The following is a 24,430-nucleotide window of genomic DNA, read 5'->3' on the forward strand; positions in this document are numbered from 1 at the left end:
GACTCGCCCGTCGGGCGGCACCGCCGTGGTATGGCGCGTACCCGTGGCCGGAGGGCTCATGACCCTCCAGCGCGCATAGCCGGAACCGGATGCTCCGGCGCCGGAAGGAGGCCGTGATGCTGGCATGGAGCGTGCAAGAGCCCGGACCGCTCGAGACCCGTCCGCTGCGGCGGGTCGAGCGGGACGTCCCCGAGCCCGGCGACGGCGACCTCGTGGTGCGGGTCCGGGCCTGCGGGGTGTGCCGGACGGACCTGCACGTCGCCGAGGGCGACCTGCCCGTCCACCTGCCGGGCGTCACTCCGGGGCATGAGATCGTCGGCGACGTCGTCGCGGCCGGGCCCGGCTGCCGCCACGGGCCCGGCGACCGGGTCGGCGTGGCGTGGCTGCGCGGCACCTGCGGCGCGTGCCGGTACTGCCGCCGCGGCGCCGAGAACCTGTGCCCGTCCTCGACCTACACCGGCTGGGACGCCCACGGCGGGTACGCCGAGTACACGATCGCCCGCGACGCCTACGTCTACGACGTGCCCGCCGGCCGGACCGACCTGGAGGTGGCGCCGCTGCTGTGCGCGGGCATCATCGGCTACCGGGCGCTGCGCCGCGCCGCGCTGCCGCCGGGCGGACGGCTGGGAGTGTGGGGCTTCGGCGGGTCCGCGCACCTGGCCGTCCAGGTCGCGATGGCCGAGGGCGCCACCGTGCACGTCTTCACCCGCGCGCCCGCGGCCCGCAGCCTGGCCAAGGAGCTGGGCGCCGCGTCCGCGGGCGACTCGTTCGACCCCGCGCCGGAACCGCTGGACTCGGCGATCGTGTTCGCCCCCGCCGGAGAGCTCGTCCCGGTCGCCCTGGAGCGGCTGGACCGCGGGGGGACCCTGGCGCTCGCCGGCATCCACCTGTCGGACGTGCCGGCGCTCGACTACCAGCGGCACCTGTTCCAGGAGCGGCAGGTCCGGTCGGTCACCGCCAACACCAGGGCGGACGGGGAGGAGTTCCTGCGGCTGGCGGCGCGCCTGCCGCTGCGCGTGGCGAGCGCGCCCTACGAGCTGTCCGACGCCGACCGGGCCCTGGCGGACCTGGCCGCCGACCGCGTCGAGGGCGCCGCCGTCCTGGTCGTGGGCTGACCGGCCCGGCGCGGCCGCGCCGCTCCTCCCGGCCTCCGACGGCGCCGCCGTCCCGCCGCGCTCAGACCCGGCGGTAGGACTCGGGGATGGTGTCGTCGTGCTTGTAGTACAGCAGCTCCTGGACGTCCACCACCCCTTCCGTGGCGGCGGCCAACCGCACCAGCACCGGGATCATGCTGCGCCGCTCGACTCGTCCGGTCAGCTGGACCACGCCCTCCTGGACGCGCACGGCCACCGAGGCGGGGTCCTGCCAGAGCCGGTTCACCAGGACCTCCTGGATGATCTCGTCGCGGATCTCGTCGTCGGAGCGCAGGAAGCCGCGCAGCAGGTCGGCCCTGGTGACGATGCCGGCCAGGCGGCCGTCGGCGTCCACGACCGGGGCCTGCTTGTACCGGTGCCGGGCCAGTGCCCGGGCGGCCTCGGCGATCGAGGCGTCCCGGGACACCGTGACGACGGGGCTGCTCATCAGCCCGCGGGCGTCCACGGCGCCGGCCTTGGCCTGCGCGCCGCGGCTCCGCAGCAGCCGCAGCAGCGTCCGGGGGCCCTCGGCGTCCTTGTACTCCTGTTTGCGCAGCAGATCGGCGTCGGTGACGATGCCCGTCACGCGGCCGTCCTCGCCGACCACCGGGACCGCGTGGATGCGATGCTCGGCCATCGCCTCCACGATCTCGATGAAGGGCGTGTCCTCGGCGACGGTGACGACCTCCTTGGTCATCACGTCCTCGACCTTGCTTCGTCGCATGGCGCCTCCTTGGTCGTCACGGGGCGGGGCCGTCGTCGGCCGGGTCGTGGCGGGGCGCCGGGATGCGCGTGAACTCCCCCGAGCGGTCGTGGCCCTGCTCTGCTGCTCGAACGGTCACCGTCTCGTCCGCGGACGCCCTCGTCGGGGACGTGCCCCCAGGACGCACCGCCACGCGCCGGAGGCGCCGCGCATGACGAAATGCTTGCCGCCCGCCCCGGGCGGCGCCGAGACCGCCGACCGCCTCGGGCGCGCGGGACCTTCGGCCCTTCGGATACCGCCTCACCAGGGGAAACCCTGGGGATATCGACGGTCACCGGAGGGGGCGCCATGAACGACATCACTGTGATCCACCGTGCCGACGAGGCGTTCGCCGTCCTGGTCCGCGGACACGTGATCTGCGTGGACCAGCCGTTCGGGCCGGGCGGCGTGGACGACGGTCCGACGCCGGTCGAGCTGTTCGTGGCGAGCCTGGCCGCCTGCGCCGCCCACCACGGGCGGCGCCATCTGCGGGACAGGGGGCTGCCCGCGGACGGCCTGGAGGTCAGGGCGCGCTTCATCATGCACGCCGGAGCGCGGCCGCGGGTGGCGCGCATCGACCTGGCCGTGCGCCCGCCGCTGGGCCTGCCGGAGGCGTCCGCGGCGGCGCTGCGGGAGGCCGTCGAGCGCTGCACGGTGCGCAACTCGCTCCTGGAGGTTCCGAGCATCACGGTGGGCGTCGAAAGCGCGCAGGGCCAACCCGCCTGAGACGGCGTCCGGCCGCCGGACCCGGGATCCGGGGCCCGCTCCCGCCCCCGGCCGGTCAGCCGGACGGGGCGGCGGCCGCCGCCGCGAACCGGCGGCTCAGTCCGGTGATCTGCAGCAGCTTGGCCAGCTGCGGGCGAGGGTTGACGATCGTGACGCGACCGCCGAGCGCCTCGGCGAGATCGCCGGCGGCCGTCAGCGCGTCCAGTCCCCGGCCGTCGCAGAAGTCGAGCCGCCCGGCGTCGACCACGACCCGCGGACGGTCGAGGTGCAGCGCGGCGAGCAGTCTGCGGCGGAAGAAGTCCGCGGTGGCGATGTCGAGCTCTCCCGCCACGCTCAGCAGCCTCGTCTCATCGGGGAGGAACGTGAGCGACGTCTCCAGCCAGGGCCGGTGCTCCACAGATGGGCGGTTCACTGCCGTCACCCTCTCCCCGTCGTTCGTCCGCACGGATGCGGCCGTCGCGTTATGTCTCCATGCTTCACGCCCCGCCCGGGGTCTCTTAGAGGCCAAAGGCCCCGCCGGTCCCGCCGTTGGTCAGCCGAGGGCGCGGCCGAGCGGCGACGGGACCGGCGGGGGAGGGGCCAGGCGGACGCGCACGTCGACGGCGGCCGCGCCGCGCGGCGTGACGATCACCGGGTTGAGGTCCAGCTCGGCGATCTCCGGGTTGTCGGCGACCAGCCGGGCGACCCGGGCGACCTGGTCCTCCAGGGCGGACACCGCCGCCGGCGGGCGGCCGCGGTAGCCGAACAGCAGCGGGGCGCAGCGCAGCGAACGGATCATCTCGGCGGCCTCGCCGTCGGCCAGCGGCGCCGCGCGGAACACCCGGTCGCCGAGCAGGTCGGCGGCGGTCCCGCCCATGCCGACCATGACCAGCGGGCCGAACCGGGGGTCCTCCACCGCGCCGATGATGATCTCGACGCCCTCGCCGGCCATGCGCTGGACGACGGCGCCGGTCATCGCCTCGCCGAGGGACGCGGCCATGGCGCGGTAGGCGTCCCGGACCTGCTCGGGCGTGCGCAGGTCGAGCCGGACGCCGCCGACGTCGCTCTTGTGCACCAGGGCCGGGCCGACCGCCTTGAGCGCGACCGGGTAGCCGGTCGCGGCGGCGGCCTCGACGGCGCTCTCCGGGCCGTCCACGCCGATCGTCTCGGCCACGGCGATGCCGTAGCCGCCCAGCAGCCGCCGCGCCGTCTCCGGGTCCAGCCAGCGGCCCTCCGGGGCGAGGCGCAGCTCCGCCTCGACGAGGCCCCGCACCTGCTCCGGCCGGACGCCGGGCGGCGCGGCCGCCGGGGGCGCGGGCCGCCGCCGCCACTCGGCCTGGTCCACCGCGTGGCGCAGCGCCGTGACCGCCTGCTCGGGGTAGGCGTAGGCGGGCACCTGGACGGACCCGTCGTCGATCAAGGAGTCCTCGCCGACGACGCAGGCCAGCACCGGCTTGTCGGCGTCTCGCGCCGCGGCGGCGATCGCCGCCTTGGAGGCCGCGGCGCCGGAGCCGAACGGCGGGGTGTAGACGGCGATGACCGCGTCGACGCCCGGGTCGCGCAGCACCGTCCGCAGCGCCTCGGCGAGCCGCTCGGCGCCGCCGTCGGCGGTCAGGTCCACCGGGTTGGCGACCGCCGCGGCCGGGCCGAGCGTCTCGCGCAGCGCGCGGCGGGTGGCCTCGGCCAGCTCGGGGACCTCCAGGCCGTGCGTCGCGCAGGCGTCGGCGGCCAGCACGCCGGGCCCGCCGGAGTTGCCGACGACGGCGACGCGCCGGCCGCGCGGCAGCGGCTGGTGCGCCAGCAGGCGGGCGGTGTCGAGCATGTCCCGCACGGTCTCCACGCGCACCACTCCGGCGCGGCGCAGGAGCGCGTCGACGGCGATGTCGGACGTGGCCGCGGCGGCGGTGTGCGACCGCACGGCGCGGCCCCCGGCGGCCGAGCGGCCGCTCTTGAGCACCACGATCGGCTTGCGGGCGCCGATCCGGCGCGCCAGGGCGGCGAACTTGCGCGGGTTGCCGAACGACTCCAGGTACATCGCGATGACCGACGTGGTGGGGTCGTCCTCCCAGTACTGCAGCAGGTCGTTGCCGCTGATGTCGGCCTTGTTGCCGACGGACACGAAGCTGGACACGCCCAGCCCGGTCGCGCCGGCCTGCTCGAGCAGCGCCACCCCGACCGCCCCGGACTGCGACATCACCGCCAGCCGTCCGCGCGCCGGCATGGCGGGCAGGAAACTGGCGTTCAGGTTCTCGGCGGTGTTCACGACGCCCAGGCAGTTGGGGCCCACCAGGCGCATGCCCGACTCGCGGCAGATCGCCAGCAGCTCGGCCTCCCGGCGGGCGCCCTCCTCGCCCGTCTCGGCGAACCCGGCGGACACCACGACCAGCGCCTGCACCCCCTGTTCGGCGCAGTGGCGCGCCACTTTGAGCACCGACGACGCGGGCGTCGCCACGACCGCCAGGCACACCCCGCCGGGGATCTCCGACACGGTGGGGTACGCGGGGACCCCGAGGATGGAGTCGGTGTGCGGGTTGACCGGGTAGACGGCGCCGCGGTATCCGCCGTCCAGCAGGTTGCGCAGGATGCGGTGGCCCACGGTCCGCGGGTCGCGGCCGGCTCCGATGACCGCCACCGACCACGGCCGCAGCACCCGGCCGAGCGACGCCGCGCCGGCGGTGCGCTCGCGCGCCTCGATCGCGGCGATGAGCTCGCCGGTGAACTCCAGCGGCACGCGGATCTCGTACTCGCGGCCGGCGAACCGCTGCCGCGTCTGGAATCCGGCCGTGGTGAGCAGCTCCAGCATCGCCCGGTTCTCCTGCAGCACCGTGGCGGTGAACTCGGTGATGCCCCGGGCGGACGCGTCGGCCGCCAGATGCTCCAGCAGCAGGGTGCCGAGGCCCCGCCCGTGCATCCGGTCGTCGACCAGGATCCCGATCTCCGCGGTGGCGCCGCCCTTGTCGGGGATCATCTCCGCGAGGCCCACCGCCTGCCCGCCCTGGAAGGCCACCAGGGCGTGCCCCGGCCAGTCGGCGCCGGTGACCCGGTCGATGTAGGCGTGCGGCGTGCGGGTGCCCGCGGTGAAGAACCGCAGGTAGGCCGACTGCTCGGACAGCCGGTCGACCAGGGCGTGCAGCGCCGTGCGGTCCGACCGCGCCAGCGGCCGGATGTGCACCATCGCGCCGTCGCGCAGCAGCGCGTGCTCACCGGCGTCGGTGATGGGAGCCGACATCATCTGCCTCCAGGGGGCGAAGGGCGGTCCGGACGCCCGGGACCGCGAGTCACTGCCGGCCCTACGACATCAGGGGCGAGGACGCGGCGGCAGGGGCGAAGGTCCCCGATGAGGCCGCGGATCAGCCTGTGTCCGCGGCCGCCTGAGTTCTCCGCGGTCCCGGGTCGGAATCGGTGCGGCGGTGGAATCGGCGCCGTGCGGCGGGCGCGGGTCAACCGGCGCAGCGGCGGTCGAGCCGCTCCCACGCCCGGTCCCACGACGCCGCGCGGCGGCGGTCGCACTCGCGCCGGGTCACCAGGTAGACGACGGTCAGCAGGGTCCCCAGGCCGACGACGACCCAGCAGGCGGTCAGCACCGACTGCGTGATCACCTGTCCTCGCCGCGGCGGCCGGGGGACGACGTTCCCTTTGGCGTCGACCCAGATGCGCCGTGTGCCGTCCTTGCCGGCGGACGGCCACGCGGGGATCTCCCCGGCGCGGGCGGTGCCGTCCGGGGCCCGCCAGCGCGCCCACACCGTGGGCGGCGAGTGGTCGCCGGAGGTGGCGGCCGTGTCCGCCGGACGCTGGGTGATCGTCGCGACGACCGGATACCGGCCGGCCTTCGCGGCGGCCTCGGCGCGCAGCCCCGCCCGGTAGGCGCGGTCCGCCGCCCAGGCCGCCAGCGGCACCGCGAGCGCGAGGAACACCGCGACGAGCGCCATGCCGACGGCGCGTTGCACACGGTCCACGGGACGGCGCAGCTCGCTGCGGCCGAATCCGAGCCTGCGGACGAACCAGCGCAGACGGACGCCCGCGCCCACCGGGCGTGATCGTCGCATGATTCCTCCCTCCGCTCTCCACCGACGCTAAGAGCGCGTGGGACGGGCCGGGAGAGCCTTTGTCCTCTGCCCTGACAGACCAAAGACCCTGGTCCTGTGGGGACCAACAGCCCTGTCGGCCCGCCGGAGCGCACGGGGCCGTCGCCGCCTCGCGCCGCCGTCGGGCCCCACCGGGGTCGCGCTGCCCGGACCGCGGGGTCGCATCATGGAGTCGTGTGCGACGGTCGGGTGATGGGCGTGGACGCGTGCAGGACGGGGTGGATCGGCGTCGTCCTGGACGACGACGGCCCGGCCGCCTGGCACGCGCCGGAGATCGGCGCCCTGGCCCGCGCGGCCGCCGGGCGGGCGCCGCTGGACGTCATCGCCGTCGACATCCCGATCGGCCTGGCGGACGCGGGGCCCCGTCAGGCCGACGTGCTGGCCCGCGAGGCGGCGGGGCGGCGGTGGCAGTCGGTCTTCCTGACCCCGGTCAGGTCCGCGTTGGAGGCCGGCGACCACGCCGCCGCGACCAGGAAGAGCCGGCGGATCACCGGCACCGGGGTGTCCGCCCAGGCCTACGCGCTGCGGAGCAGGATCCTCGAAGTGGACCGGTGGGTCCATCGGGCCGGGACGCGGGTCGTGGAGGTGCACCCCGAGGTCTGCTTCGCCGAGATGGCCGCGTCGTCCGGTGGGGCGCTGTCCGGTGAGGCGCTGCCGGCGGGCAAGAAGTCGTGGGCCGGCATGCGGCAGCGCGCCGCGCTCCTCGCCCGCCAGGGCATCGTGCTCGCCTCCGACTTCGGCCGCGCCGGAGCCCTGGCCGGGGCCGACGACGTGCTGGACGCCGCGGCCGCCGCGTGGACCGCCCGCCGCGTCGCCCGGGGAGAGGCCAGGTCGCTGCCCGACCCGCCCCAGGTCTTCTCCGACGGGCTGCCGTGTGCGATCTGGATCTGACGCCTCCCTGGATCTAAGGCCTTCCTGGATCTGAGGCCTTCCGTCGTCGGGACGGCGACGCTTCCGGCCGGAACGCAGGCGGCGGAGTCGGGCGCGCGCCCCGCGGCGACCGCCCGACACCGGCGATCAGTGGCAGTCCCAGTGGTCTCCGTGGGCGGCGTGGCGGTGCCCGTCGTGCAGGTAGTCGACATGGTCGTCGTGCGGGACGGCGACGTGGCCGCAGCCGAGCCCATGCTGGTGCCGGTGCTCCCCATGAGGCATGTGTCCGATCACCGTGCACTCGTCGACATGGTCTCCGTGGACGACGTGGAAGTGCCCGTCGTGCAGGAAGTCCACATGGTCGTCGTGCGGGACCGCCACATGCCCGCACCCCTCGCCGTGGACGTGCGGATGCCCGCCGTGCGTTCGATGCCCGGTCGCTGTCGTCATGGCCGACCTCCTCGGTGAGCAGGGATGGTCGCAGCGGTGGCCACCACTCGGCTCCCTACCCACCAGGAAGGCTGCGGCACGTGCCGGCGTCAGCGCGGCGGGCGGCTCGTCCTCATCGCCGTCCGGCGCCGGCGGCGCCGGGGGCCTCCACGAGGTCACCCGCCCTCGAGGAGAGGCCCGGGGATCAGCCCTGGGGGAACGCCGGTTGTCGGCCCCCGCCATTCCAGCAGCAGCACCGTGGCGTCGTCGTCCAACCGGCCGACGTGGTGGGCGAGGATGCTGCGGACGAGGCGGCGCAGCGTCTCCGGCACGGGCAGGCCGTCGGCGTTGCGGCGGATGATGAAGTCGACGAAGCGCTGCAGACCGAACTCCTGCCCGCCGCTGTCGCGGGCCTCGATGATCCCGTCGGTGTAGAGCAGCATCCGGTCGCCGGGTTCGAGCTGCTCCTTGCACACCTGGGCGCCGCCGCCGAGGCCCGTTCCCAGCGGGGCCGCCGGCGGGCACTTCAGGGTGGTGACCCAGCGTCCGTTGCGGATGACCACCGGCGGGGGATGGCCGTGGTTGGTCCAGGACAGCAGGCCGGTGCGCGTGTCCAGCTCGGCGATCAGCGCGGTGACGTAGCTGGTGGAGGCGAACTGCCGCTCCAGCTCCTTGTCGATCACCTCGCCGGTGCGGATGAGGTCGTCGCCGCGCAGGCGGCTGTTGCGGCACGTCGCCACGGCCAGGTTGGCGGTCAGCCCCGAGGTCGTGTCGTGCCCCATCGCGTCGAAGACGGCCAGGTGGACGACGTCGCCGGCCAGGCCGTAGTCGAAGGCGTCGCCCCCCAAATCGTAGGCCGGTTCCAGAACCGCGCCGATCACCACGCGGTCGTTGGCGAAGGTCCGCGGCGGCATCTGCCGCCACTGCAGTTCGGCGGAGACCGTCATGGGGTGCGAGCGCACCAGCCGCGCGTGGGTGTCGCTGAAGGGGCGCTTGCTGCTCATGATCAGCCCGATCAGGCTGGCGAGGCGCCACAGGCGGGGCGTCACGTCCCGCTCGTCGTCGACGGTGACCCTCAGCACGCCCGCCCGTTCGATGCCCTCGAGGATCGGCACCCACCACACGCCGCATCCGCCGTCTCCCGAGGCGGCGCGCACCACGGCCACGTTCTGGAAGGCGCGGCCGGCCACGGTGCCCTCGATGCGCATCTCCCGCGGGTCGTCCCCGGGATGCGGCGCCGCATGGTCCCGCCCCGTCAGCAGGCGCAGCACGTTCTGCTGCAGGTCGGTGATGTAGATCAGCACGTCGCGGTAGCCGGCGCGCGCGGCGAGCTCGCCGACCACGTCGGGGATCTGCTGCATGGACATGACGTGGCTGCTGTCCAGCAGGTCGACGAGCAGCCGCTCGTCGGGATTCGGCGCCATCGCTCTCAGTCCCTACCGACGGAGACGGCCGGGCCGTGCGATGGGCCGGGGCGGCGCGTCGGCGGGCCCCGTCCCCGGCGGTCGGCGCCCGGGGAGCGGCGCGGCATCCGGTGACGAGGGCGGCGGCCGTACCGGGGCCTGGACATCCGCCTCCTGTTGCACGCTTCGCAGCCTCTCATGCCCGGCAACCACGGCGCCATGCCGCCGCCGGCGGACGACCGGCCGATCACTTCGGGCGCGGGCGCGGGTCGGCCCCTCATCGGCAGGGGAGGGCGTCGACCCGGTCGGTCGGCATGCCCAGCGCCCGGAGCACGGCGCACAGCTCCTGGCGTTCGGCGGCGGTGAGCGGGGCGTCCCGCAGGTAGAGGGACATGACCAGGTGGTCGACCGCCTTGTCCCAGCGGCCCCCGGCCGCGGCGCCGGCGACGTGCCGCAGCGCCTCGGGGCCGAGCCGGTCATGGTAGCGGTGGGGGAGGCCGCGCAGGGTCTGCTCCAGCCGGCGCCGCCCGACCGCGGGGCCCGCGGCCGGCTCCAGCGGGTCCGAGGCCAGCTCCCTGGCCAGCGCCAGCGCCGGACCCGTGGTGGGACGGGGGGTGTCGCCGGACGGGGAGGAGTCGTCGTGGCCGGTCAGCCCGAGGAGCCGCAGGACTTCTTCCATCACGCCCATCGCTCTCCTCGCGTTCCTCCCGCTCACCGGTGGCGTGTGCACACGTTGTGGTGCTCCCCGCCCGGCACGGCGATGAAACACGAATCGTAATCGAATCGTTGCTCGTCGTTGCCTGATCCGGTCCGCCGATCTCGTTTCCCGTGGCGGTGCGCCGAGCGCGCGGCCGGGCCCGCGCCGCGCGCGGCCCCGGCCCGTCACGCCCGCTTCTCCGCGTGCCCTCCGAACTCGCTGCGCATCGCGGACAGGGCCGCGTCGGTGAAGTGGCCGAGCCCGCGGGACTCGAAGCGCTCCATGAGCGCCGAGGTGATGACCGGGGCGGGCACCCCCTCGTCGATCGCCGCGTCCACCGTCCAGCGCCCTTCGCCGGAGTCGGAGACGCGGCCCTCGAACGCCTCCAGCCCGGGGGACCGGGCGAGCGCGTCGGCGACCAGGTCCACCAGCCACGACTGGACCACCGAACCGCGCCGCCACACCTCGGCGACCTCGGCGACGTCGATCTCGTACTGGTAGGCCTCCGGGGTGCGCAGCGGCGCGGTCTCCGCGTCGGCGGCGTGGGCCCGCTTGCCGACGTCGGCGTGCCGGATGATCGACAGGCCCTCCGCGATGGCGCCCATCATCCCGTACTCCACCCCGTTGTGGACCATCTTCACGAAGTGGCCGGCGCCGCTGGGCCCGCAGTGCAGGTACCCCTCGGCCGCCGTGCCGTTCCGCGTCCTGCTCGGGGTGGGCTCGGCGCGGCCGCTGCCGGGCGCGATGGAGCGGAAGATCGGATCGAGCCGCGCCACGGCCGCGTCGTCGCCGCCGATCATGAGGCAGTAGCCGCGTTCCAGGCCCCAGACTCCGCCCGAGGTGCCGCAGTCCACGTAGTGGATCCCGGCCTCGGCCAGCCGCTTGGAGCGGGCGATGTCGTCCTGGTAGAAGGAGTTCCCGCCGTCGATCACGACGTCGTCGGGGTCGAGCAGCGGCACCAGGTCGTCCAGCGTCGGATCCACGACCGCGGCGGGCAGCATGAGCCAGACCGCGCGCGGCCGGTCGAGCTCGTCCACGAGGCGGTTCAGCGAGTTGGCGCCGGTCGCGCCCTCGCCGGCGAGCTTGCGCACCGCCGCCTGGTCGATGTCGTAGACCACGCAGCGGTGGCCGTCGCGCATCAACCGCCGGACGAGGTTGGCGCCCATCCTGCCGAGCCCCACCATGCCCAGCTGCATCGGCGTGTCGGTCGTCATCGGTCCCCCTTGAAGCGAGTGCCTGTCCGCGCCTCCTCCCGGCGCGGAGCTCGTCGTCCGTGACGGCGGGGCGCCCCCGCGGCCGCCGCCCGGCCGTCCGCCCGCGGGACGCGGATCGTGCCGGCGGACGGCGTGATCGGCTCACTCATGACCGGATCGGCGTCCCAGAGCCGGAGCGCCCGGCGGCGCGCCGGTGCCCGCCGCCTCACCCGCGCACCTGCGTGGGGATCCAGCCGTCGCCGGGGAGGCGGTCCGCGTCGGACGGCCCCCATCCGCCCCGCTCGTACGGCTCCGGGGCCGTCTTGGCGTCCAGGATGGGATCGACGACGCGCCACGCCTCCTCCACCGTGTCCTCGCGGGCGAAGTGGCGCGGGTCCCCGGCCAGCGCGTCGGTGATGATGCGTTCATAGGCGGTGTCCACGTGGTCCGGGCCCGCGGCGAAGTCGACCGACACCGGCGCCTTCCGGACGGCGCCGGACCCGTCCGCGGCCTTGGCGAGCAGGTCGAAGGTCACCCCGGCGTCGGGCTGCAGGCGGAACCGCACGACGTTGGGCGGCGGGCGGCCGGTCTCACCGGACAGGAACAGCATCCGGGGCGGCCGGCGGAGCCGGACGGCGATCTCGGTGGTGGTCGCCGCGAGGGCCTTGCCCGCCCTGATCAGGAACGGCACGTCGGCCCAGCGCCAGTTGTCGATCCACAGCCGCAGCGCCGCGTAGGTCTCGGTGGTCGACCCGGCCGCGACGCCGGGGGTGCCGAGATACCCGGCGTACTGGCCGCGCACGACGTCGGCGGGGTCGACCGGGCGGATCGCGCACATCAGCCGCCGCTTCTCGTCGCGTTCGGCCTCGGCGGAGTCGTCGGGCGGCGGATCCATGGCCACGTACGCCAGCACTTGCAGCAGGTGGTTCTGCACGACGTCGCGGACGGCGCCCACCGCGTCGTAGAACGCGCCGCGGTCGGCCACGTCGAACGCCTCCGCCATGGTGATCTCCACGGCGGCGACATGGTCGCGGTTCCACACCGGCTCCAGCAGGCCGTTGGCGAACCGGAAGATCAGCAGGTTCTGCACCGGTCCCTTGTCGAGGAAGTGGTCGACGCGCAGCAGTCGCTCCTCGGGGAAGTACCGGTGCAGTTCGCCGTTGAGCCGCCGGGCGGAGGCCAGGTCGTGCCCGAACGGCTTCTCGACCACCAGACGGCCCCGGGCGTTGAGCCCCGCCGCGCCCAGCCCCCGGGCGATCGGCGCGAACAGGGACGGCGGAACGGCCAGATAGTGGACCGCGAACACCCCGTCCCCGCCGGCCGCGTCGAGAGTGCGCGCGACCTCGGCGTAGACGTCCTCGCCGGTCACGTCGCCGGCGACCGGCGTCATCCTGGCGGTCAGCGAGGCGACCACGTCGTCGTCGGCCTTGCCGAAGGCGGCGGTGACGCTCTCGCGGACGCGGCGGCGCAGAAAGGAGGCGTCCACGTCGCCGCGGTCCACCCCGATGACCGGGACGTCGAGCGCCCCGCGGGCGGCGAGCCGGTACAGGGCAGGGATGATCTTCTTCTTGGCGAGGTCCCCGGCGACGCCGTACACCACCAGGGCCCGGCCTTGCGGCGCGTCCATCTCCCCTCGCTTCCCGGCCGCCGATGGGCGCGGCGGGCGTGATCCCCGCGCCGCGCTCACCGGCCTCCGTCGTGTCGGCGCCGTCCGGGCGTCGCGGGCCGCATCCGATCACGAGGCGGCGCGGACGACGCCGGGCTCCGCGGCCTCCGCCCGGCGCGGCGTCCACCCCGCATCACAGACATGTCACTCAGTCTCGCCGCCTCTCCGGCAAATGCGGGAAAAAGTGCGGATACGGCATTACCGATCAATTCCGGCGTGCTCCAACCGGGACGAGACCGACGGCGAAGAACGGCCGACGCGAATGGGCGCGGCACGGGCGAGACGAGCGCAGACGCTGATCGAAGCCGTCGGCGGCGATCCAACATTCCCTGACCGCCTCCTTCCGGTGCGTTGCCCTGCGCGAGTGAAGACTGTGCTTATGTCCGGTACGTCCCATGGCATGCGCGGCGGGACGGCCCGAAGCGGTCCGAGCCGTGCCGGATCCGCGATCCGATGAGCCCGTGGAGGCGACATGATCATCAGCCCGGCGTTTCCCGTCGAGCCGTGGACCGTCAGGGAACGCGGTCTGAACCTGGAGACGCTCGCGCAGACGGAGTCGGTGTTCGCGCTGTCGAACGGGCACATCGGCCTGCGCGGCAATCTGGACGAGGGCGAGCCGTGCGGCCTGCCCGGCACCTATCTCAACTCGGTGTTCGAGTACCGGCCGCTGCCGTACGCCGAGGCGGGCTACGGATATCCCGAATCCGGGCAGACGGTCGTCAACGTCACCAACGGCAAGCTGATCCGGCTCCTCGTCGACGACGAGCCGTTCGAGGTGCGCTACGGCACGCTGCACGAGCACGAGCGCGTCCTCGACCTGCGGGCGGGCACCCTGACCCGGCGCGCGCACTGGACCGCGCCCTCGGGATGCACGGTGCGCGTCACCTCCGAACGGCTCGTCTCCTTCACGCAGCGGGCCGTGGCCGCGATCCGCTACGAGGTCGAGGCCGTCGACGCCCCGGTCGGCATCGTCGCCCAATCGGAGCTCATCGCCAACGAGGCGCCGCCCGAGCTGAGCCGCGACCCGCGGGCGGCCGCCGTGCTGGAGTCCCCCCTGGTCGTGGAGGAGAACAGCGCCGCGCAGGACTGCGCCGTGATGATCCATCGGACCCGGGAGAGCGGTCTGCGCGTCGCGGCCGCCATGCGGCACGACGTGGACGGCCCGGACGGCACCGACCTCGAACTCGGCGGCTCGGGCGACGTCAGCCGCCTCACCGTGGTGACCCGGCTGCGGCCCGGGCGGCGCCTGCGCATCGTCAAGCTCCTGGCGTACGGCTGGTCGGCGTCGCGTTCGCGGCCCGCCATGCACGACCAGGTCATGGCGGCGCTGGCCGCCGCGCACGCGACCGGCTGGGACGGACTGGCCAGAGAGCAGCGCGCGTTCCTCGACCGGTTCTGGTCCGGGGCGGACGTCGAGATCGACGGGGATCCGCAGGTGCAGCAGGCGGTGCGGTTCGCGCTCTTCCACGTCCTGCAGGCCGGCGCCCGCACGGAGCGGCGGCCCATCCCGGCGAAGGGACTGACCGGCCCGGGCTACGACGGCCACATCTTCTGGGACACCGAGAGCTTCGTCCTGCCGGTGCTCACCTACACGCACCCGCGCGCGGCGGCGGACGCGCTGTCCTGGCGGCGGACCACCCTGCCGCAGGCCGAGGACCGCGCCGCGCGGCTGGGGCTGGACGGGGCCGCCTTCCCGTGGCGGACCATCCACGGGGAGGAGTGCTCGGGCTACTGGCCGGCCGGCACCGCCGCGTTCCACATCAACGCCGACATCGCGGTCGCGGTGGAGCGGTACGTGGACGCGACCGAGGACGTCGACTTCGAACGGGACGTCGGCCTGCCGCTGCTCGCGGGGACCGCCCGGCTGTGGCGCAGCCTCGGCCACCTCGACGCCCACGGCCGGTTCCGCATCGACGGCGTCACCGGGCCCGACGAATACAGCGCGCTCGCCGACAACAACGTCTACACGAACCTGATGGCGCAGCGGAATCTGCGCGCGGCGGCCGACGCGGCCGACCGCCATCCGGACCGGGCCCGGCGCCTCAGGGTGACCGGCGACGAGGTCGCCTCATGGCGCGAGGCCGCCGACGCCGTCGTCGTGCCCTATGACGACCGGCTCGGGGTCCACCCGCAGAGTGAGGGGTTCACCCGGCACGCGATGTTCGATTTCGACGCCACCGAGCCGGACCAGTATCCGCTGATGCTCCATTACCCCTATTTCCAGCTCTACCGGAAGCAGGTGGTCAAGCAGGCCGACCTGGTCCTGGCCCTGGTGGTCTGCGGCGACGCGTTCACCTTCGACCAGAAGGTCCGCGACTTCGCCTACTACGAGGCGCTGACCGTGCGCGACTCCTCGCTGTCCGCGGCCGTCCAATCCGTGGTCGCCGCCGAGATCGGCCGGCTCGACCTCGCCTACGCCTACCTCCGCGAGGCCGCTCTGATGGACCTGGACGACCTGGAGAAGAACACCCGGGACGGCGTGCACATCGCCTCGCTGGCGGGAGCCTGGATGGCGCTGGTCACCGGCCTCGGCGGAATGCGCGCCGCGGACGGCCGCCTGCGGTTCGATCCGCGCCTGCCCGACGGCATCACCCGGCTCGCCTTCCGGCTGTGCTATCGCGGCCGTCGGCTGCAGGTCGTCATCACCGGCGATTCCACGACCTACCGCCTCCTGGAAGGCGAGCCGCTGCCCGTGACCCACCACGGCGAGCAGTTCCTGGTCGGCGACCAGCCCACCACCCTGCCGACACCGACCGTCACGGCCCCGGACTGCCGGATCCGCCAACCCCGCGGCCGCGAACCCCGCAGGCGCTCATAACGGTGCCGTGCCGCGGACGGCAGCCCCGGAACACGCCGACGCCAGGTTCGGGATCGGAGACGCACGGCCTCGATGAACGGACGGTCGCCGCGTCCACGCCGTCCAGGGCCGGCGCCTCGGCGACCGCCGCGACGGCGGGCGGCCCCGCCGAAGCGAGCCCGTCCACCAGCCGAAGAACCGGGGCTGATGATCCCCGGCGAACATCGACGTCTTCTGGGGCTGCAGGGGACACGACACGCACCGGGCTCCCCGCAAAAGATGCGGGCAGGACGAGCACTGCCTGCGCACTCAGACGTCCAGGCCGTTCACCGAGGCGGAAACGCGCGGCGCAGAGGACTCGCCGACTTCATGACGCTCACCCTCCGGGCGGGCACACGAAGTCGATGACACCGGGCCGCCTCACCCGCAGTGAACGATCGCTGCCATCAACGCCCGGAAGCACGATCGGCGTCGCACGTCCATAAACCCGCCGCACTGCGCGGCGGTGTGTCATGCCAGGCGCCTCCGTGAGGGAGGCGTCGACTACCTGACGGCCGTCCGGAAGGGCCGGTGCGTCCTCATCCGGCCAGACGGCCGCCCGGCTCGAGCGAGGCGGATCCAGCTGACTCCGATGCGGCAGGACGGCCGATCCGTACGCGGCAGGTCCACCCTGGCCCTATGCGACCGGGGTGCAATCGGTGTGGGAAGGCGGGATGCCGACATCATGGTCCTCTCAACGTTGGCGGGGGACCTGTCCGTCACCGCTCACGCTAGCCCCGGACGCATTGCAACGGTGAACTGTTGCCAATCCCGGTCAACGGGTGGCCAGGCGGCGCGAATGGGTGTACCCCCTGCATGCCGACGATCTCGATCGCACCGAAGGGACGCAGCGACAGGCGGTGCTCTTCGTCAGGAAACGCCGACGGCGGACGCGACGCGGCGCGGCAGGGCGACGGCCGGACACCCCCGCTTGGCCGCTTAGCGCCGATACCGGCACACCTGCCCCGAGCGCGGCTGCTGAGCGGGGCGCTGACGCGTTCAGAGCTCGATCAGCTCGAACGTGACCGCCTCGGGGACGCCGACGCGTCGACCGGCCTCCCGTGTCCTGTCCGTGAGCATCGCGTCAGGGTCGAACGCGCCGTCCAGGTTGTCGAAGTAGATCTTGTGCGCCCGCAGGGACGCGATCCCCGCCTCCAGATGGCCGGTGACGTCGACGTAGTGCGTCTCACGGGGAGAACTGGCGAACGCCGCGAACCGCACTCCTCGCCAGGGCTCCTCGTCCAGGTCGCGGAACACCCACCGGTTCGCGGCGTCGCGCACCGCGTCGGCGACCGCCAGGCCCAGCACCCGGTGGTCGGCCATGTTGAAGCCGTGGCCGCCCGGCCAGGTCTCGCGGAAGTTCAGCGAGATCACCACCTCCGGCCGGTGGCGGCGGATCGCGCGGGCCAGGTCCCGCCGCAGCGCAAGCCCGTACTCGAGCATTCCGTCGGGGTGGTCGAGGAATTCGACGGTGTCCACGCCGACCAGCCGGGCGGCCTCCAGCTGTTCTTCGGAGCGGATGCGGGCCACCGTGTCGGGGTCCATCGCGTCGATGCCCGCCTCGCCGCGCGTGGCCAGCACCTGCACCACGGTCTTGCCCTGCGACGTCCACTTGGCGACGGCGGTCGACGCCCCGTACTCCAGGTCGTCGGGGTGCGCGACGATTGTCAGCGCGCGCTGCCAGTCTTCTGGTATCGGCTCCATGCGCCCATTGTCGTGAAACGCGCTGCCCAGAGGCCGACGACGCGGCGGCGGCGCCGAAATCGTCGAGGCCGCCTGCCGTCACCGCGGGGTGAGGCGCACCACCGGGTATTCCCGGTCCGTCTTGCGCTGGTACTTGGCGTAGCGGGGCTGGGCGCCGGTGATGCGCCGCCATGCCCGCTCGCGCTCGGCGCCGTCCAGCCGGTGCGGCGTCACCGGAACGGGGCCGCGGCCGGGCAGTTCGATCGACGCCCGGTCAGGGTGCGCCATCAGATTCGCGTACCAGTCCGGGTTCTGGTCGCCTCCGCCCGATGCGACGATCAGCCAGGCGTCCTCACCGTCGGCGAACCAGGACACCGGCGTTTCCCGCGGCTGTCCGCTGCGGCGGCCCACCGTGTTCAGGATCAGCACGTCCATGCCCATGAACGTGCCGCGACCGCGTCGGATCTTGCGGATCATCCGAGCGTTCATCTTCCGCTGCATCCACCGTGACACCGGTCCGGGAGTCGTGCGCCCCTTGCGGCTGCTCACCTGCTGCGCCATCGGCTGCCTCCGGTCGGTCACGTCCAGGCTCATGGAAGTCACGCTAGGCGGGGCACCGTCATGGACGCTTCTTGATTCCTGACCGGTCCGGTGGTCCCGCTCAGCCGCTTCGCCCCGGTGCACGGCCAATGCCGGGACGGCACTTCCAGGGGACGGGCCTGCCACCGCGCATGCGGCTTCTCATCGGTGCGCACACCGAACGCGCGGAGACGGGGTATGTCGTGGCCGCCCTGCCGACGGAGGTGCTCCCTCCCTCGACTTCAACAGGACGAGCAGCTCAGACCCGAGATAGACTGATCGGTCATTACTGGCGGAACTGGGGCGCAGTCAAAGCCTGGTCAAGAGGGGGCGGACCAGATGGGGGCGGCGCAGGACACACCGTCGGCCGGGCCGAGGCTGACGGTCAATGTGGGGCGGCCCGGGCCGTGGCAGCCCGTGCAGGTGGGCGGAGAGCTGGACCTGGCCACCGTCCCGGAACTGTTCGAGCGGATCAGCGAGCTGATCGCGTCGCGTCCCGAGCCGTTCATCGCCCTGGACATGTCCGGCGTCACGTTCTGCGACTCCTCGGGGATCAACACCCTCATCCGGCTGTGGAAGCACGCCAAGGCGGCCGGCGGGGACCTGGTGCTGATGCGTCCGGATCCGCGGGTGGCCAGGCTGTTGAAGATCACCGCGGTGGACCGGCATCTCCGCATCTGCGACGACGTGCCCGACCGAACCGGACCGGACGTCTCCTGACCCGCGGGCGACGTCGCGCCGTGGCATCGCGAAGGCGGCGCGAATGGTTTAACGCCAGGAGCTCCACAGCGCAGCGCATGCGCACGCCTTCTCGCCATCCCACAGCGGGCTGGTAGGGGCGGGGGAGCCGACAACGCCCTCCTACGGTGCCGCGACGGCGGTGAATCGGCAGCGACGCATCCGACCGTCTGGTAAGTGCCACCGGGCACTTCAGACCCGGCGTGTCAAGCGTTGCCCACGCATAGGCACCGCATAGGCAACGCATAGGCAACAGTCACCCTCCAGTGCAGTGCGCCGCTGTCTGTCGGGATCTCTGACGCTAGACCCTTGAGGACTGGTGCGCGGCATTCCGCCGGTCCGCTCGCGCCGCGGCCCCCCGCCAACGCCGGCCGGGCCAAGCTCCACGGCGACAAGGGCTACGACTACGACCACCTGCGCCGATGGCTCCGCGGCAGGAACATCGCCCCGCGCCTGGCCCGCAAAGGCGTCGAGTCTCCCAGCAGCTCGGCCGCCACCGCTGAACGATCGAGCGCACCATCTCCTGGCTCAACGGCTTCCGCCGCCTGCACCGCCGCTACGAACGCAAAGCCCAGCACTTCCCGGCCTTCGTCGGCATCGCCGCCGCGCTGATCTGCCGCCGCCACCTGACCAAATGAGATGGCCTCCAAGTCGCAGGCGCAGCTGGCCGTCGGCCGCGGCCACGTTGACCTCCACCTGCGGAGGTGGCTGGTCGCTGCTCGGTGACAGGCTCCACGTGGTCCGTGCATAAACAGCGCGTAGGCGACAGTCACCCCTCGGGCAAGCGCCGTGTGCGCGGCCTCTTCGTGTTGCCGAGATCTCTCAACAGGCCTCCGGTGTCCTGCTGCGTGCATCGCCCCGCGTGAGCCTCTGCAAGCGTGAGGGGCACGATCGCCTGCGGTTGGTGGTGATCAGGTGCAGCCGGTCGTCGGCCGGGCCGGGTTGGTCTCCACCTGGGGTGCGGCTGGTCGCTCCTCGGCGGCAGATCTATGTCATCATCGCGCTGATGCGGCGGTGCCGCCGGGTGGCCTTGCGGTAGAAGCCGTCGGCGCGGTCGACAGCCACGGCAAGCCTCGACCCCTCCCGGTGTTTCTAGCCGGGCCAGCAGGTCGGAGTCGACGCCAGCTGGGCTGCGAGCGCGGCGTGCCTGTCGGCAGAGGCGCAGGAAGTCTTGGGCGCTGCTCCCAGTGTCGACCGAGGGAGACGCCGGGCAGGGGGATCGGAGCTACGGCAACGAAGCCGAGCCGCAGTCCAGGCATCTCGGCATGCAGATCTCGCAGCGTTAGGCTGGGAGGAAGCCCAGGCTGACGCGGACTCCGCCGGACTGGCACTGCGGCGGCGCAGGGCGGCGACGATTCCGGCGAACCGTCGGCCGTTGTCGGTGTCACTGGAATTTTCCAAAGGCGTGTCAGGAAATCCGCACGGGTGTCGTTCTGTTCGTGCGAGCGATTCGGATTGATCTCGCCGTGCGGGGCGGCGGCGATGCAACGCGTCGTAACCGGCGGCGAGAAGTGAGGAGACCCGTATGGAGGGGATCAACCCCGCGGTGCCGCCCAGCGGCTCTGGCTGTGTCGAATGTGAAGCCGCGGACCCGCCGGGCTGGTGGTTCCATCTTCGGCGGTGCGCGCAGTGCGGTCACATCGGCTGCTGCGACTCCTCGCCCGGTCAGCACGCCACCGCGCACAGCGCGGCGACCGGGCACCGGTTCATGCGCAGCTTCGAACCGGGCGAGGAATGGTTCTGGGATTACGACAAGCAAGTGATGTACGAGAGCGGTCCCGCGTTGGCGGCGCCCACGCACCGTCCATTGGAGCAGGGAGCGCCGGGACCGTCCGACCGGGTGCCGCCGGATTGGGCGGACCATTTGCGTCAATGAACCCATCCGTACGAGCTCCCGGTGAGCACCGCCATTTCTCGGGTGAGCACAAGAAATGTTGCTCATGGCGACGCCTCGCGCCGCGCCGTCTAGCGAGGTCAGTGATCGGGGCGCCGGTGGTGGGGCCCAGGACGGTGGTCTGATCTCGCGATCCGCATGGTCGCGGCTGCGCATGGCTCGGGCGCAAGCCCAGCTCCCTCTTGCGCGACGGCCGTGGGGGGATGACAGCTCTCAAGGAGACACCCGGGGGAAGGGGCGCCAGGCCGCTCGGGGTGGTCGATCGGCGAGGACAGCTCCTCACCAAGCCCATCCTCGGCGCGCTCACCCGCTACGTCCTCGGCGACGAGATCGCCGGCTGGCTGAAGATCCCCCGCGAGCCGGTGTGGGACACGCTCTTCGAGACGGCCTGGGAGCCGTTCATCGCCGTCCGCGAGGGCCTGTTCTCCCTCGAGATGGCGCCGGGGGCCCTGCAGAAGGCGTACTGGGCCTTCGATGAGATCCTCCGCCTGGGCGTCCTGCTCGTCCTGCCCGGCGGGAACCTGCCGATCAGCATCGAGATCCCGACGACCAACAACCCGAACCATTCCTGATCCGGACCCGCGACCTCGCGGGCGCACGATCCGCGTCGGCCCGCCCTCGCGCGGGCCGACGCGGCGTGATCGTCCCGCTGCCCGCCAGGCGCGGCCGCGCGCCGATCCGGTGACGCGCGGCCCGCCGCAATCGCCGCCATCACGGCGATGAACAGGCCCGTCCGGCCCGTGTCGCAGAGCACCGCCGCGATGAGCAGCGCCATCGCTGCCGGCTGCGCCGTCGCGCACTGCGGCCGCCACGACGTCTCGGCCCACCCCGATCAACGCCACCAGCGCTGGCGCCAAAGGCGACGGTCAATGAACGATCCGCCTCGCCGTCGGCGCGGTCGGCCTTCCTTCTGGTGACAGGCTCGTGCTTCGCTGCTGACGTGCGGAAACGGCGGACGGCGGAATCCGAGGCGACGGGCATCGAATGATGCGCGGCGGCGGTCAGAGGGGACGGTTGGCGAGCACCTCGTCGAAACGATGTCGCGCCCGGGCGGCCCGCCGCGCCCGATACGCGATCGGCATGTAGCGCAGACGTTCTGGAAGCCGCGCGGTGGCGGCGCCTATCGCCCGGCAGACCGCGCGCAGGCGCAGTTCGTCGGCGCGGCTCCACGACAGTCCGAGCTTCTCGCGCGCCGCGGACGGCAGGGTGCCCACGGTGATGAAGCGGGTCAGTCGGCCACCCGTCCGAGCGATCGGCGCCGCAAACGGACGCAGCACCGCGGGCGTGTTGAGCGACACCTGTTCCATCAGATCCAGCACCTCGTGCGCGACGTGATGCGGCACCAGGGTGTTCTCCACCATGTCATCGAAGTACGCCCAGTACTTGGGGATCGACCCGGGCAGCATGCGCTCGGGCACCCGCAGGATGCGACCGAGCTGCATGAACTCCTCGAAAAGCCGCTGCTCCTCGGCGGCCGTCAGCGGTGCCGGGCCGAAGCGGCGGGCCGCGGTCACGGAGGCGTAGTAGCCGGACAGGTGCACCCACGCCCACGGCTCGGCGGACAGGGCGTGATGGGTGCGCCCCTCCTCGTCGACGGCGCTGAGCGGCTTGTGCATCTCGCGCAGCCGCAGGCCCTCCTCGATCGCCGTCTGCCCGCCGTAGACCCACGTCTGCATCGAGGCGAAGCTGCGGACGGCCCGTCCCACCGGGTCGACGCGGAAGCGCGACCGCTGGTCGACGACGGTCCCGATCGACGGGTGCATGACCTGAAGGATGAACGCGCTGTTGGCCGCGAGCACGGACGTGCGCAGCCCGATGGTGTCCCACAGCAGCGAGCCGGGCTGGAACGGCACCGGCTCGCGCGCACCGGCCAGCCCGGTCGCGCTTTCCGAGGTGGCGGTCATGGGGTGCCTCCGCAGATGCCGTCACACCAGGGGGCGGCCGGTGCGTATGCGTCGGCGGACGTCCCACAGCAGCAGGTCGAAGGGGAACCGCCGCAGCACCGGCGGCTGAAGGCGGATGACGATGCGCATGATCGCGATGACCCGGTCGAAGCGCCGCTGGTCGCGGGCGGTCCAGGTGAACCGCATCTGCTCGCGGAACTCCGGCGGCAGGAACCCGATGGTGAAGAACCGATTGACCGGGCCGAACAGCAGGCTGACCGGGCGGGGCAGGAAGCGCAGGTCGGTGAGGTCGGTCAGGTAGCGCCGCACCGGCTCGTCGATCGAGATCTTCTTCAGGTTCTCCCGCCAGTACTCCTCGAAGGCGTCGCGGTCGGGCGGCCAGTCCTCCGGCCGCACCTGCAGGGTGGTGCCGAGCGCCGCCCCCGCCTTGTACAACCGGTCCCGCGCGTCGGGCGGGAGCGGACCGATGAACGCGCGATAGGTGTCCTCGAAACCGCGGTAGAGACAGGCCGCCACCCACAACTGCAGCTCCGGATCGAACGCGTTGTAGGACACGGGGCTGTCCGGACGCGAGCGGACCTGCGCGTGCGCCTTGTTCACCGCCTTGCGGTACGCGGTCTTGTCCCGCTGGGACCCCATGATCGCGACGGCGAGGTAGCTGAAGGTCGTCCGGGCGCGCTTGATCGGGTGGCGGTGCAGCTGCCCGCTCTCCACGGGGCTCTCCAGCACCCCGTAGCCGACGCCGGGCCGGGCCAGCTGCATGATCACGTTGGCGCCGCCGGCGAGCAGTCCGGCGCCGACGATCGCGTTCTTGTCGAACGGCACCGTCTCGGCGGCGGTGGTCGTGCGTGTGGGCATCGCATCGTCCCCGCATGCATCTGAAAACGTCCGTTTTCAGATAGTCAACGGTGTCCAAAGAGGGCTGTCAAGGTGGCGGCTTGTTCGGTTCGGAGAGTCAGGGCTGCGTGACGCGCTCGCCCGCAGACCCCACGGCCGGGCGACAGGCGCGGCTACCGCGGCCGGGATAGGGCCCCGCTACTAGCGATACCCCCGGCGTCGACTTCGCCACGAGCAGCCGAAGAACACTAGGCCAATGCCGTGCGCGTCCACACCCAGCACGCGGCTCCGACCAGGGAACGCCCGGCTGTGTGAGCACAGGGAGCCGACATTGAGCTGACCGGCGCACACGCTCGTTGAGCGGACGAGGAGGAAGCGCGGCTCCCGGGCAGCGTGCGGAGGGGGCACCTCCGTCGCTGATCGGAAGACGTTCTGCGTGCCGCGCTGCCCTCGGCCACGCCGGTCTGGGCCGCCGCGCACGGGCTGCCCGACACCGACTTCGCGGGGCCGGCCGCCGACCCGCGAGTGCGCGACGAGGTCGCGGCGGCGATCCGGGAGGCCGACCAGGCCTTCTTGCTCTCGAAGTGGGGTAGACGCTGGAGGCGGTGATACCGGCGGCCCGGCCGATGTCGGACATGCTCACCCGGTGGTAGCCCGCTCATGAAAGGGCCGCACCGCCTCGGCCAACAGCCGCTCGCGGCGGGGCAGCAGCGCGAACTGGTCCGGGCCGAGGCGCTGCGGCGGCGCGGCGGGCGGCGGGGGAGGGGGCGCGGCGAGCACGGCGCGGGCGCAGTCCAGGATCGTGTGTTCGGCCTTGGCCCTGGGCGGCGGGGCTGACCACCGCGCTCAGCGCGGCGGCCACCAGCAGTGCTTGGTGCGAACAGCCGGACGCTTTTCCTGCAAGGTGGTGGCCCGGGATGCACACCGCGCCCCCCGGGCCACCGGGAAAGGTGTCAGTCGGTCGGGGCGCTGAGCACTTCGAAGAGGCTGGCGAAGGAGTCGTCGGCGTGGCCGCGTTCGATCGCCTGCCGGGCGC

The 24,430-nt window shown here is 73.1% G+C and carries 20 protein-coding genes and 1 pseudogene; 8 read left to right on the forward strand and 13 right to left on the reverse strand.

The genetic code is table 11. The annotated features are described in order from the left end of the window. The first annotated feature begins 116 nt into the window (after positions 1-116). Entirely contained in the window at positions 117-1,115 is a 999-nt protein-coding gene (locus AR3_RS23945; RefSeq protein ID WP_067917081.1) for a zinc-binding alcohol dehydrogenase family protein, read from the forward strand. 61 nt (positions 1,116-1,176) lie between these two features. On the opposite strand, the gene AR3_RS23950 is transcribed toward AR3_RS23945, so the two are convergent. Continuing rightward, a complete protein-coding gene (locus tag AR3_RS23950) occupies positions 1,177-1,857 on the reverse strand; it encodes a CBS domain-containing protein (RefSeq protein WP_067917050.1) in 681 nt (226 codons plus the stop codon). Positions 1,858-2,184: 327 nt separating this feature from the next. Between AR3_RS23950 and AR3_RS23955 the strand changes: the two genes are divergently transcribed. Beyond that, a complete protein-coding gene (locus AR3_RS23955) occupies positions 2,185-2,601 on the forward strand; it encodes an OsmC family protein (RefSeq protein ID WP_067917052.1) in 417 nt (138 codons plus the stop codon). Between the two features lie 55 nt (positions 2,602-2,656). Here AR3_RS23955 and AR3_RS23960 read toward each other — a convergent pair whose 3' ends face one another. From AR3_RS23960 to AR3_RS23970, 3 genes are all read right to left on the reverse strand, one after another. Continuing rightward, positions 2,657-3,013 carry an STAS domain-containing protein gene (locus AR3_RS23960; protein WP_169803881.1) on the reverse strand — a complete coding sequence of 119 codons (357 nt, stop codon included), beginning with the start codon at positions 3,011-3,013 and terminating at the stop codon, positions 2,657-2,659. A 120-nt stretch (positions 3,014-3,133) separates the two neighbouring features. Then, on the reverse strand, positions 3,134-5,809 hold the full coding sequence (locus AR3_RS23965) for a bifunctional acetate--CoA ligase family protein/GNAT family N-acetyltransferase (RefSeq protein ID WP_067917083.1): 2,676 nt from the start codon (positions 5,807-5,809) through the stop codon (positions 3,134-3,136). 211 nt (positions 5,810-6,020) lie between these two features. Beyond that, positions 6,021-6,626 carry an Rv1733c family protein gene (locus tag AR3_RS23970; protein ID WP_146150399.1) on the reverse strand — a complete coding sequence of 202 codons (606 nt, stop codon included), beginning with the start codon at positions 6,624-6,626 and terminating at the stop codon, positions 6,021-6,023. Positions 6,627-6,839: 213 nt separating this feature from the next. On the opposite strand from AR3_RS23970, the gene AR3_RS23975 reads away from it, so the two are divergent. After that, positions 6,840-7,556, forward strand: a complete 717-nt coding sequence (locus AR3_RS23975; protein ID WP_227023407.1) for a DUF429 domain-containing protein — start codon at positions 6,840-6,842, stop codon at positions 7,554-7,556. A gap of 126 nt (positions 7,557-7,682) precedes the next feature. On the opposite strand, the gene AR3_RS29940 is transcribed toward AR3_RS23975, so the two are convergent. The 5 genes from AR3_RS29940 to zwf form a co-directional block, all read right to left on the reverse strand. After that, on the reverse strand, positions 7,683-7,985 hold the full coding sequence (locus AR3_RS29940; protein WP_083951867.1) for a hypothetical protein: 303 nt from the start codon (positions 7,983-7,985) through the stop codon (positions 7,683-7,685). Between the two features lie 155 nt (positions 7,986-8,140). Next, a complete protein-coding gene (locus tag AR3_RS23985) occupies positions 8,141-9,388 on the reverse strand; it encodes a PP2C family protein-serine/threonine phosphatase (RefSeq protein ID WP_106259320.1) in 1,248 nt (415 codons plus the stop codon). 256 nt (positions 9,389-9,644) lie between these two features. Continuing rightward, positions 9,645-10,049 carry a hypothetical protein gene (locus AR3_RS23990; RefSeq protein WP_146150400.1) on the reverse strand — a complete coding sequence of 135 codons (405 nt, stop codon included), beginning with the start codon at positions 10,047-10,049 and terminating at the stop codon, positions 9,645-9,647. A 200-nt stretch (positions 10,050-10,249) separates the two neighbouring features. Continuing rightward, a complete protein-coding gene (gnd, locus tag AR3_RS23995; protein WP_067917062.1) occupies positions 10,250-11,278 on the reverse strand; it encodes a phosphogluconate dehydrogenase (NAD(+)-dependent, decarboxylating) in 1,029 nt (342 codons plus the stop codon). 205 nt (positions 11,279-11,483) lie between these two features. Next, positions 11,484-12,884, reverse strand: a complete 1,401-nt coding sequence (gene zwf / locus AR3_RS24000; RefSeq protein ID WP_067917064.1) for a glucose-6-phosphate dehydrogenase — start codon at positions 12,882-12,884, stop codon at positions 11,484-11,486. 511 nt (positions 12,885-13,395) lie between these two features. Between zwf and AR3_RS24005 the strand changes: the two genes are divergently transcribed. Next, a complete protein-coding gene (locus AR3_RS24005; RefSeq protein WP_067917066.1) occupies positions 13,396-15,741 on the forward strand; it encodes a glycoside hydrolase family 65 protein in 2,346 nt (781 codons plus the stop codon). Between the two features lie 1,017 nt (positions 15,742-16,758). On the opposite strand, the gene AR3_RS24010 is transcribed toward AR3_RS24005, so the two are convergent. Both AR3_RS24010 and AR3_RS24015 read right to left on the reverse strand, forming a co-directional pair. After that, entirely contained in the window at positions 16,759-17,463 is a 705-nt protein-coding gene (locus AR3_RS24010; RefSeq protein ID WP_067917068.1) for a PIG-L deacetylase family protein, read from the reverse strand. Positions 17,464-17,541: 78 nt separating this feature from the next. Continuing rightward, positions 17,542-18,036, reverse strand: coding sequence for a nitroreductase family deazaflavin-dependent oxidoreductase (locus tag AR3_RS24015; RefSeq protein WP_083951869.1), 495 nt, complete (start codon positions 18,034-18,036; stop codon positions 17,542-17,544). Positions 18,037-18,360: 324 nt separating this feature from the next. Here AR3_RS24015 and AR3_RS24020 point away from each other — a divergent pair, with 324 nt between their 5' ends. The 4 genes and pseudogenes from AR3_RS24020 (at position 18,361) to AR3_RS24030 (ending at position 21,225) form a co-directional block, all read left to right on the forward strand. Continuing rightward, positions 18,361-18,741 (forward strand): STAS domain-containing protein, encoded by a 381-nt coding sequence (locus AR3_RS24020; RefSeq protein ID WP_067917070.1) that lies wholly within the window; start codon positions 18,361-18,363, stop codon positions 18,739-18,741. A 334-nt stretch (positions 18,742-19,075) separates the two neighbouring features. Beyond that, a pseudogene (locus tag AR3_RS29945) lies at positions 19,076-19,397 on the forward strand (transposase); the annotation flags it as partial. An 887-nt stretch (positions 19,398-20,284) separates the two neighbouring features. After that, the gene (locus AR3_RS24025) at positions 20,285-20,635 is read left to right on the forward strand and encodes a UBP-type zinc finger domain-containing protein (protein ID WP_067917072.1); all 351 of its coding nucleotides are present in this window, start codon (positions 20,285-20,287) and stop codon (positions 20,633-20,635) included. Positions 20,636-20,907: 272 nt separating this feature from the next. Further along, positions 20,908-21,225: a hypothetical protein gene (locus AR3_RS24030; protein WP_067917074.1), complete on the forward strand. Its 318-nt coding sequence runs from the start codon at positions 20,908-20,910 to the stop codon at positions 21,223-21,225. Positions 21,226-21,654: 429 nt separating this feature from the next. On the opposite strand, the gene AR3_RS24035 is transcribed toward AR3_RS24030, so the two are convergent. Then, positions 21,655-22,557, reverse strand: a complete 903-nt coding sequence (locus AR3_RS24035) for an oxygenase MpaB family protein (protein WP_067917076.1) — start codon at positions 22,555-22,557, stop codon at positions 21,655-21,657. 21 nt (positions 22,558-22,578) lie between these two features. Further along, the gene (locus tag AR3_RS24040) at positions 22,579-23,415 is read right to left on the reverse strand and encodes an oxygenase MpaB family protein (RefSeq protein ID WP_067917079.1); all 837 of its coding nucleotides are present in this window, start codon (positions 23,413-23,415) and stop codon (positions 22,579-22,581) included. Between the last annotated feature and the right edge of the window lie 1,015 nt (positions 23,416-24,430).

Origin of the sequence: Actinomadura rubrobrunea NBRC 15275 (genome assembly GCF_001552235.1) — a bacterium.
GTDB lineage: Bacteria > Actinomycetota > Actinomycetes > Streptosporangiales > Streptosporangiaceae > Spirillospora > Spirillospora viridilutea.